Below are 10,840 nucleotides of genomic sequence, written 5' to 3' on the forward strand. Positions count from 1 at the left end.
ATTTTTACCTTTTAATGTTCATGATTACAACAAATTTGTGTTTTACCCAAAGCTGAAAGCAACTCAACTTCACACAAATGGTCATCACTTAGTGTAACATCTCTTTTTACATCTTTTAAACTATGATAAACTAAAGTTCTATTTACATGAGCTACATCTTTTGCATAGTTTAAAAGTATTGATAAATCGTGGCTTACAACAACAATAGCAATAGCTTTATTTAGCTCTTTTAAAAGTTCATAAATATCTTGCTGACCTTTTACATCAATACTAGCTGTTGGTTCATCTAGCATTAAAATTTTTGGATTTGAACACAAAGCTCGTGCAATAAAAACTCTTTGTCTTTGTCCTCCACTTAAATCACCTATTTTTTTATCTGCAAAATTCTCCATTCCAACTTGCTTTAAAGAGTTCAAAGCACAAGAAATATCCTCTTTTGCATATCCAAAAAGTTTTTTCTTTCTCTTTATATGCCCCATTAATACAACTTCAAGAGCTGTTATTGGAAAATCTATATTTAAATTTGTATTTTGAGGAACATAACCTACTTCACTATTTTTTATATTTTTTATTAATTTCCCATTTTGAAGTGGTAAAAGTTCCAAAATAAGCTTAAGTAAAGTAGATTTTCCGCCACCATTTGGACCAATAATAGCTAAAAAATCATCACTTTTTATAGTAAGATTTACATTCTCTAAAGCTTTTGTATTTGAGTAAGAGTGCGATAAATTCTCTATTTGTATTAAATTCATATTGACCTTTTATTTATATTTGCAACTAGGTTGCAATATTATCTAAAAGTTCATTAAAGATTTAAAGTAATAGTAAATTCTGCACCTTTATAGTTTTGTTTATTATAGATAAAATCAACATTTCTTACACTGATTTCACCTTTTAACTGTAAAATAATCTCCTGAGTCATATAAAGCCCTATTCCAGTACCTTGTGTTTTATCTTTTGTAGTGAAATATGGATTAAATACTTTTGATATATTCTCTTTTTTAATACCTCCAGCATTATCCTTTATAACAATTTTTATATGATTATCTTTTTTATTTATATCAATAAAAATATACTTTTCTTGTGTTTTTCCTATTAACTCATCTCTTGCATTATTTAAAATATTTATTAATGCTTGAATTAACTCATTTTCATAAGAGGTAATTTCAATATCCTCTATATTTTTGATAATAAAAATATCTTTTGCATTAAACTGAGCAGACAATAAGTCCAAAGTTTTATTAATTGTATCTGATATTTTAAATTTTTGCTTCTCTTTATTTGGATTAAAGAAATTTCTAAAATCATCTATTGTTTGAGAAAGATAAGCAGCTGAACTATTTATCTTTTTTGAACCCTCAACAAAAAATTCATCACTTAAAGCTCCCATCTCTTTTTGTATTAACATTCCACTTGTTGTTGCTGTTATAACAGATAGTGGTTGTCTCCATTGATGAGCTATATTTCCTATCATTTCACCCATTGTTGCCATTTTTGATTGCTGGAACAATAAAGCTTGTCTGCTTCCTATTTCATCTTTATAGTCAAGGAATTTCTCCTCAATATATTTTGATACATAAATAGAAATTATCAATAAAATCATAATTAGAACAAAACTAGCTATTAAAATATTTTTTAATTTATCATCAAAATCTTTATCAAGTTTTACTTTCATCTGTATAATTTCAAAATTTACATCATCTTCATAAAATGCTGAACCAATAACCCAATTCCAATTAGCTAAAGCTTTTACATAAGTAACTTTATTAACTTTATAATCAATATTTGAAGTGTTATATCTCTCTTCATATTTATAAAAATTATCTTCCGAATTTGCAGCTTTTATAAGACCATGTAAGTTTTCTTGTCTTGAAGCAAAAATAGTTTCTTTATTATAATTTAGCTTATCAATAGTCTCATCTTTACTTAAACAAACACCATCATTTGTAACTATAAAGATACTTCCATTTTTACCAAATTTTATGCTATTTAAATACTCAATAACTTCTCTTTGAACATTTAAATTATACTCATCAAAATACTCTCCCGTTCCAATAGCAACATTAAATGGTTCAAAATATTTATAAAAAGCTATTTTTCTTGAAGATAGATTTGTAACTGGATTTTTCCAATAGTACTCATCAAATCTCTCTGTTTTATTTTTAATTGTATCAACAATAGTTTTTACAAAGGTATATCCTCTATCATCTTTGTGTTCAAAAAAGTTTTTACCTTCATTCTCTTTATCCAAAGGAAGCATTAGTTTATTTCCAAACTCATCATCTATATAAAAATATCCTCTTCCTTCGTTATATCTTACTTTGTCAAGAGTTGTTTTTATTAATTCAAAAATTTCATCTTTACTTTTTTTATTTTTATATGTTTCATAAATATGTGTAGCTATTGTATGGGCTTCATAAACTCTACTTTTTATAGATGTTCTTAGTTGAAATTCTGAGTTTTCTTGAATATATTTTATATAAGCATAGGCTCTATTTACTTCATCTTTTATCTGGTTTGCATTTTGTAAATAGAACTTCTCTTCTAAATCTTTTTTTGCAACTAAAAACATTTTTTTATTTTCTAAATATAGAAAAAATAGTAAAAATGTAGTGATAAATAGTATTAATAAAACAGGAGCATATCTTATTATTTTTAGTAACTGTTTTTCTTTATCTTTATCTTTATCTTTATTCATATTGGACTTCTTGAATACAAAATTTAATTATTACTTCATTATATGAATTTTTTTCATAAATTCTGCTTTATTATTTAATTTACCTTTATAAGTTATAATCAATTTTTAAAATTTTATAAGGAATGGATATGTCAAAAATAGGAATAATAGTTGCAAGTTCAAATAACAATTTAAAACTTGGTTTAAAATTTCAAGAGTTAGCAAAAGAGTTAAGTATAGATACAGATTTAATAAATTTAGTTGATTATAATCTTCCACTTTATAGTACAAATGAAGAGGAAAAAAATGGAATTCCTGAAAGTGTTTTGGATTTAGCGACAAAAATTATGGATTTAAGAGCTTTTATTATTGTTGCTCCTGAATACAACGGAGTTATGCCACCTGTTTTAAATAATGCTATGGCTTGGACTTCAAGAGCTACAAAAAATTGGAGAGATGCTTTTAATGATAAAGATGTAGCATTAGCAACACACAGTGGTGGTGGCGGACAAAAAGGTCTTCAAGCTATGAGAATTATGTTTCAACACCTTGGAGCAAATATTTTAGCTAGAGAAATATTAACAACTTACGAAAAAGCACTAAATGAAGATAGTGCAAAAGCTATTTTACAAAAACTTGCAAAACTTACAAACTCTTAAGAATTTTTCTTAAGAGTTTTAAATAGTTTTACTTGGTTCGTGAATATAGAAACCTTGTGCATAATCAATACCTACTTTTGAAACTTTATCCAAAATCTCTTTTTGAGATACAAATTCAGCTATAGTTTTTATATTCTGAAGCTTCGCAAACTCCAAAATTGTTGTTACAATATCACAATGGTCACTATTATTAACAAAATCTTTAATCAAAGAACCATCTATTTTTATATAATCAGCCTTCAATTTAACCAAATAAGCAAAATTTGAATAACCACTTCCAAAATCATCTATTGCTATTTTACAACCCATTCTTCTAACTGTTGCAATAAAGTCATTTATCTCGTCAAAATCGGCTATCTCTTCACTTTCAACAATTTCAAAAACAACTTTAGAAGCTATATTATATTCATTTAATTTATCTAAAATAAACTTTCTCATATTAGGGCTTGATATATCTTCTAGTGTTAAATTTATACTAAATTCAAAATCTTTATCTTTAAAATATTCAAATGATTTTTCAATTACTATTTTTGTAATTGACAAATATTGTCTTGATTTTTTCGCAATATCTAAAAAGAAATATGGTGAATATACTTTATCATCTTCTATTAATCTAACCAAACACTCATATTTTTCTATCTTTTGTGTTTTTGTATTATAAATTGCTTGGTAATATGGAACTATTCTATCTTCTTTTATGGCATTTTTTATTTTTAAAGTCCAACTTCTATTATTTTCATAGAATTTCTCTAACTCTAACTCTTTTGTATAGATAATTGCATCTTTATTTGTTTTAGAGTATTTTTTCACCATATTTGCACTTTCTAGCAAATATTCCTTATTTTCAAAAGAGAATACATATCTAAAATCAATAAAAATATCTTTATCCCTTAGCATTATTGGCTCTTTTGTAACTTTTTTTATAATCTCTTTTACATTTAAAATAAATTCATCTTTTATCTCTAAATCTGCCAAAATAGCGAACTCATCTGAATGAACTCTATAAACACTATAATTTGAATAATTTCTTATCTCATCATCCAATCTTTTTGCTATTGTTTTTAATAATTTATCACCTTTTACATTTCCATAAAGGTCATTTACAGAGCTAAAATCAACAATATCCAAAAGAACGATAGATGGGCATTCTACCTCTTTAATATCTTCCAAAAGGCTATATCTATTTGCTATTTTACTAACAACATCTTCTCTTAAAGCCTTTTCTAATCTTACTGTTTTTTCAACTAAATCAGTAACTTCATATCTAAAAGATATGTACTCTATAATCTCCCCATTTTCATCTAAAATAGGAGAAATTACATTATCTACAAAATAATATGTTCCATCTTTTTTCTTATTTCTTAATAAACCTTTCCAACTATCTTTACCTTTTATTGTTTTCCATAGTTCAAAAAATTTATTTTTATTATTTTCACCTTTTAAAAGACTATGAGGTTTTCCCAATACTTCATCTTTTGTATATTGAGAAACTTCAATAAACTTATCATTTACATAAGTTACTTTACCTTCTAAATCACCTCTTGATACGATGTTTGTCTCTTTTGCAGCATTGTAGTATTGATTTAGGATATGATTCTCTTTTTTTAACTCTTCAATCTCTTTTTTTAGTTTAGAATTAAACAATTCTCAATTCCTTTAAAATTATTTCTTTCAATTATAGCCTCTTTTATTTAACAAAAAATAAAGAATAAATATTATTTAGATAAAATATGAATAAAAAAAGGATAAATTTTGGATATTGCAAATATTAGAGGAAAATATACTACTAAAGATTTTGATATAAAAGATTTAGATAAAAATCCATTTAAACAATTTGAAATTTGGTTCAATGATGCAATAAATGAAAATCTTCCAGAGCCAAATGCTTTTTCACTTGCAACAACTGGTCTTGATATGATGCCTAGTTTAAGAACTGTACTTTTAAAATATTTTAGTGAAAAAGGTTTTGTATTTTTTACAAACTATGATAGTAAAAAAGCAAAACAACTTGAAGCTAATCCAAAAGCAGCAGCACTATTTACTTGGCTAACACTAGAAAGACAGATAAAAATAGAGGCAAATGTAGAAAAAATATCAAAAGCTGACTCTTTAAAATATTTCTTATCAAGACCAAAAGGGAGTCAATTAGGAGCTTGGGTTTCAAGACAAAGTGAAGTTATAAGTTCAAGAGCTTTATTGGAAAATAAGTTTAGAGAGATGAAAGAAAAATTTTTAAATAAAGAGATTCCTTTTCCATCTTTTTGGGGTGGTTATATCTTAAAACCTGTAAAAATAGAGTTTTGGCAAGGTGGAGAAGATAGACTTCATGATAGATTTTCTTATGAACTACAAGAAAATGGTTCTTGGGAAATTAAAAGATTAGCTCCCTAATCTTTTAATTTTTAATCTTCAAACAACTCTATAGAGTTTTTACCCTGTTTTTTTGCTTCATACATGGCCGTATCAGCTTGTTTTATTAAATCTTTTACGCTAACACTATCATCACTAAATAGAGTTATACCAATACTTGGTGTTGAGATATTTTTGTGTCCTTCTATTTTTTCAATACTGTTTAAAGTATCTTTTATTTTTGTTGCAAGATAGATAATATTTCTTCTAGCTTCATCTTTTGTTGAACCTAAATTATCAAGTAAAATTACAAATTCATCTCCACCAACTCGTGAAACTGTATCTTCTTCTCTAATGCTCTCTTTCATTTTTTTAGCAACATTTATCAGTAAAATATCACCTATATCATGCCCTAAAGTATCATTTATAATTTTAAAATTATCTAAATCTATAAAAATCAATCCACCAATTATTTTATGTCTTGTTACTTTTCTAATTGCTTGTTCTATTCTATCTGTTAATAAAACTCTATTTGGAAGACCTGTTAAATTATCGTGTGTTGCTTGATACTCTAAGATTTTCTCTTTATCTTTTATTTTTCCAATATCAAAATATTGTCCAACATAATGTGTAATTTTTCCTTGATTATTTTTAATTGCATTTATTGTTGCTTTTAAAGGAATTATCTCATCATTTGATTTTTTATTATAGATTTCTCCACTCCAAAAACCATTTATTCTTATATCATTCCATAAAGACTCTATAAATTTCTCATCTTGGTGAGCAGTTTTAAATATTCTTGGATTTCTTCCTATAAGTTCATCTTTTGTGTATCCCATAATAGAGCAAAATGATTGATTAACTTTTACAATAAATCCTTCTGTATCAGTAATTAACATAGGTTCTGCAACATCAAAAGAGTAAGAAGATAATCTTAATTCATCTTCTTGTGCCAATCTTTGCTCTTCATATTTTATCTTCTCTATACAATGGTCAATATCATTTACAAGCTTATCAAATAAAACTTCAACCTCTTTATCAAAAAAGCCAACTTTTGTTGAATAAATTATCATAACAGCAATAACTTCTCCAAAGCTTTTAATTGGAAATGTTGCCATTGAGTTTATATTTAAACCTTTTGCTTCATTATAGAAAACTGATAAATTTTTCTCATTGAAATTATTTATAACAATATTTGTTTGCCATTTTGTAGTTCTTGAAACTAAATTTTCGTGAGAAATATCTTGATAATAGTTTACTTGAGAAGATATAATATCTTTTAATTTTCCATCTTGAGCATAGATTTTTTTCTCATAAACATCATAAAAAAATGCAAATTTTAAATTCTCATTTTGAGCTAAAATTTCACAAACATTTGGATACAGAGATTTTTTATCATAAGTTTTTGTTAAAAATTTATTTGTCTTACTCAAAATCTCATAAATCTCTTTATAATTTTTTATTTTTAAAAAGTTTGATTGCTCTTTTGAAACAATATCTCTTAAAACAAAAAACAAAGAAAGCATAGTAAAAAATACAATAACTAAAAAGATAATAGCAAGATCTTTTGAGTTCAAAGTAGAACTTTCAAGATCATCTATCTCTTTATTAACTGCTTGAACTAATAAGCCTAAGACTTCTCTTAAATATTTTGAATTTTCATCTCTTGATAAAAACTCTACAATTTTACTCATATCAATATTTGCTTGATTTGCATATCTAAACTGCTTTGAAAAAAAGATAGAAGTTAAAATATTTTTCTTTGCATTAAAATAAGCTTCTTGGATTTTTTGTAAATTAACACTTCCACTTTCTAACTCTTTTCTTACTTCTTCTACTTGTTTTAAATCATAATCTAAACTTTCAATTTTTCTATCTAAATTTAGTTTTTCTACTGTAAGTATAAGATTTTTAAAACTAGTATCACTTAGTAGATAATCATTTTTTAACTCTGCCAAATTTCTTGGTGCTAAAAAATATTTAATTACACTTTTTTCCTCTTTATCAATAGCAAAAATAAACTCTTTTACATTTTTTATAAAAACTTCATTTTGCTTCAATACCTCAACTTCTTTTATCATCAAAGTTTTTTCATAAACTAAATAAGCACTATAAAGCAATATTAATAAAATAGGAAGAGTAAAAATTGTTATTATTTTAAGAAAAAGTTTATCTTTAAACAAAGTATTCCTTTTGATTATTTATTTGATTATTCTACTGTTAATTCGTTAATATATGAATTATTTTTCATATATATTATAATATTTACCTTTAATTTTTGTTTTATTTAATCTATCTAAAATTATATTTAGTTTATCTTTTTTTACTGCAACATAAGAACAAAAGTCTAAAACATCGATTTTACCAATATCATCTTTATCCAAACCAATTCCAGCTGTTAAGCTTCCTAAAATATCCATTTTTCTTAATTTATGTTTTTTTCCGCCATTTATAAAAATAGCTCTTAAACCTAAATCTATCTCAAAATTTGAATTATCTCTTATAGTTTTTGCATCTTTAAACTCAATATCATCAAATATCTCTTTAAATTCATTTGCTCTTTGCTCTTCATCATTTGTAAAAAATGAAATTGCAACTCCACCTTTTCCTGCTCTTGCTGTTCTTCCAATTCTGTGAGTATGAATTTTTGAGTTTAGTGCTAAATCATAATTTATAACTAAATCCACATCATCAATATCAAGTCCTCGACTAGCTACATCAGATGCTATTAAAATTGGATAAGTTTGGTTTGAAAATAAGATTAAAGTTTCATCTCTTTGCTTTTGCTCCAAATCGCTGTGCATTGTTAGAACATCTAAACCATCATCATGTAAAATATCTGCTAAATCTTCACAAGTTATTTTTTGATTACAAAAAATAATTGTAGATTTTGCTTCAAAACTTCTTATTAATTTTTTTATATTTTGTGCTTTTTCTCTCTCTTCAAGAGCATAAAACTCTTGTTTAATTATATTTTTCTCTTCATTTTCAACTTCAATATGAAGTGGATTATCCAAAATATTTGAAACTAAATTTTTAATATCATCTGTATAAGTTGCAGAAAATAGCATAGTTTGTCTCTTTTTTGGTAAAAAACTAGCAACTTTTTCTATATCTTCAAAAAATCCCATATCAAGCATTTTATCAGCTTCATCAAGAACAAAAGTATCTACAAAATCTAAATTTAAATTTTTCTCACCTAAATGTTTTAAAACTCTTCCAGGTGTTCCTACAATAATATGAGCTTGATGATTTAGTGAGACAACTTGAGGTTTAAAAGGAACTCCACCACAAAGTGTTAAAATTTTTACATTATGAATATGTCTAAATAAAAGTCTCAAATTTTGGGCGATTTGATTTGCTAATTCTCTTGTAGGTGCTAAAAGTAAGGCTTGAACCTTAAACTCTTTTACTCTTAATTTTTCAACAATTGGTAAAGAAAAAGCAAGAGTTTTACCACTTCCTGTTTTTGCTCTTGCAATTAAATCTCTTCCTTCTAAAGAGCTATTTAAACTTAGCTCTTGAATTGGTGTAAGATTTATATATCCTTGACTTTCAAGATTTTTCTTAAAATCTTCACTTATTTTCAGCTCATTAAACTTCACTATTTTCTACCTTTTTTCTTTTTTTCTTAAAATTTGAAATCAATATAAAAATAATCACAAAAACGATCACAAAACCTAAATATTGAAACTTATCTGCTATACTCATCAAAAATTCACCAGCAACAAAACTAATATATCCAATAACACAAGCCCATAAAATAGAAGCAAAAACATTTAAAATCATAAATTTATATGGATTATACTCTGAAACTCCCATTACAAGAGGAATTAAAGTTTTAATACCATAAATATATTTTTGAATAAATACTATTAAAATTCCATATTTTTTTAGCAAGACCTTAACCAAAGCTATCTTTTTTTTATGATTTTTCATCATATCATCAACATAGGCTTTATTATATTTTCCCATATAAAATAGAAATTGGCTACCTAAAAAATTTGAAGTAGCAGCGACCGCAACACAAATATATATATTTAAATCACCTGCATAAGAAAAAGCTCCAGCAATAGCAAGAGCCAAAAAACCACCACCAAAAGTGTATAAAAATAGAGCTATATAGCCCCAATCTTGAATAAATTGTTCCATAAATTTCCTAATTTTTTCTATAAAAGTAGATATTCTATCTAAAATGGTATAAAAATATTATTTTCCTAATTTCACAATTTTTACATAGTTTTTTATATAATCTTGTAATTTATTTTAAAAGGAAAAGATATGAAAAAATCATTAATTGCTACAACTATTTTATTTTCAACTCTAAGTTTTGGATTTGATTTAAAACAAATCGCAAGTGAGGTATCAAAAAATATACCAACAACAACTCAAAATTCAACAAAAGGTTCAAATTTAGACAACTCAACAATCTCAAATGGATTAAAAGAGGCTTTAAAAACTGGTGTTACTTATGCTACTTCAACTTTAGGAGCTGATGGAGGTTACTTAAATAATAAAGATGTAAAAATCCCACTTCCAAACAATCTTTCAACTATTGAAAGTGCTATTAGAAAAGCAGGTGGTGATAAAATGGCTGATGATTTAATAAACTCAATGAATAGTGCTGCATCAAAAGCAGCTCCTAAAACAGCAGAAATTTTTATGAACTCTATTTCTAAAATGAGTTTAACAGATGCTCAAAATATTTTAAATGGTGGAGATAGTGCTGCAACTGAATATTTTAAGAAAAATAGTTCAAATGAGCTTAAAGCTATGATAAAACCAATAGTTCAAGATAGTATGAAAGAAAATAATGTTGCAAAATATTATGATGCTGCAAATAATTTTTATCAAGGAACTGCAAAAAATCTTGTTCAAAATAGTGCAGTTACAGGTTTTGCAAAAAATTTAGGAGTTGATTCTTATATTCCAGGAAATAGTAGTGAAAATTTAGATGACTATATTACTTCAAAAGCTATGGATGGACTTTTTACTATAATTGCACAAAAAGAGGCAAGTATTAGAGCAAATCCACTTGAGCAAACAAGCTCAATTCTAAAACAAGTTTTTGGAAAATAATAAAAAAGAGAAGATTTTCTCTTTTTTAAAATTTAGTTATTTTTTATAAATTATTTATATAAATCAACATTATTTT

The 10,840-nt window shown here is 25.6% G+C and carries 9 protein-coding genes; 3 read left to right on the forward strand and 6 right to left on the reverse strand.

The features are described from left to right. Nucleotides 1–11: 11 nt before the first annotated feature. Both IQC44_RS05435 and IQC44_RS05440 read right to left on the reverse strand, forming a co-directional pair. Entirely contained in the window at nucleotides 12–752 is a 741-nt protein-coding gene (locus tag IQC44_RS05435) for a metal ABC transporter ATP-binding protein (RefSeq protein WP_198305330.1), read from the reverse strand. Between the two features lie 53 nt (nucleotides 753–805). Further along, entirely contained in the window at nucleotides 806–2,698 is a 1,893-nt protein-coding gene (locus tag IQC44_RS05440) for a sensor histidine kinase (protein WP_198305331.1), read from the reverse strand. Between the two features lie 128 nt (nucleotides 2,699–2,826). On the opposite strand from IQC44_RS05440, the gene IQC44_RS05445 reads away from it, so the two are divergent. Continuing rightward, the gene (locus IQC44_RS05445; protein ID WP_198305332.1) at nucleotides 2,827–3,336 is read left to right on the forward strand and encodes an NADPH-dependent FMN reductase; all 510 of its coding nucleotides are present in this window, start codon (nucleotides 2,827–2,829) and stop codon (nucleotides 3,334–3,336) included. Nucleotides 3,337–3,354: 18 nt separating this feature from the next. Here IQC44_RS05445 and IQC44_RS05450 read toward each other — a convergent pair whose 3' ends face one another. Next, nucleotides 3,355–4,980: a bifunctional diguanylate cyclase/phosphodiesterase gene (locus tag IQC44_RS05450; protein ID WP_198305333.1), complete on the reverse strand. Its 1,626-nt coding sequence runs from the start codon at nucleotides 4,978–4,980 to the stop codon at nucleotides 3,355–3,357. Nucleotides 4,981–5,088: 108 nt separating this feature from the next. On the opposite strand from IQC44_RS05450, the gene pdxH reads away from it, so the two are divergent. Beyond that, nucleotides 5,089–5,727 carry a pyridoxamine 5'-phosphate oxidase gene (pdxH, locus tag IQC44_RS05455; protein ID WP_198305334.1) on the forward strand — a complete coding sequence of 213 codons (639 nt, stop codon included), beginning with the start codon at nucleotides 5,089–5,091 and terminating at the stop codon, nucleotides 5,725–5,727. Nucleotides 5,728–5,738: 11 nt separating this feature from the next. Here pdxH and IQC44_RS05460 read toward each other — a convergent pair whose 3' ends face one another. From IQC44_RS05460 to IQC44_RS05470, 3 genes are read right to left on the reverse strand one after another with little or no spacing between them, the layout of a single operon-like run. Then, nucleotides 5,739–7,868: a sensor domain-containing diguanylate cyclase gene (locus IQC44_RS05460; protein ID WP_198305335.1), complete on the reverse strand. Its 2,130-nt coding sequence runs from the start codon at nucleotides 7,866–7,868 to the stop codon at nucleotides 5,739–5,741. A 57-nt stretch (nucleotides 7,869–7,925) separates the two neighbouring features. Then, nucleotides 7,926–9,290: an ATP-dependent RNA helicase DbpA gene (dbpA, locus tag IQC44_RS05465; protein ID WP_198305336.1), complete on the reverse strand. Its 1,365-nt coding sequence runs from the start codon at nucleotides 9,288–9,290 to the stop codon at nucleotides 7,926–7,928. After that, nucleotides 9,280–9,837: a DedA family protein gene (locus IQC44_RS05470; RefSeq protein ID WP_198305337.1), complete on the reverse strand. Its 558-nt coding sequence runs from the start codon at nucleotides 9,835–9,837 to the stop codon at nucleotides 9,280–9,282. Before IQC44_RS05470 ends, dbpA begins: the two co-directional genes overlap by 11 nt. A gap of 129 nt (nucleotides 9,838–9,966) precedes the next feature. On the opposite strand from IQC44_RS05470, the gene IQC44_RS05475 reads away from it, so the two are divergent. Further along, nucleotides 9,967–10,764: a DUF4197 domain-containing protein gene (locus tag IQC44_RS05475; RefSeq protein ID WP_198305338.1), complete on the forward strand. Its 798-nt coding sequence runs from the start codon at nucleotides 9,967–9,969 to the stop codon at nucleotides 10,762–10,764. Nucleotides 10,765–10,840: the final 76 nt, after the last annotated feature.

It is taken from the genome of Arcobacter vandammei, from assembly GCF_016106035.1.
In the GTDB taxonomy this organism is placed as follows: Bacteria; Campylobacterota; Campylobacteria; order Campylobacterales; family Arcobacteraceae; genus Aliarcobacter; species Aliarcobacter vandammei.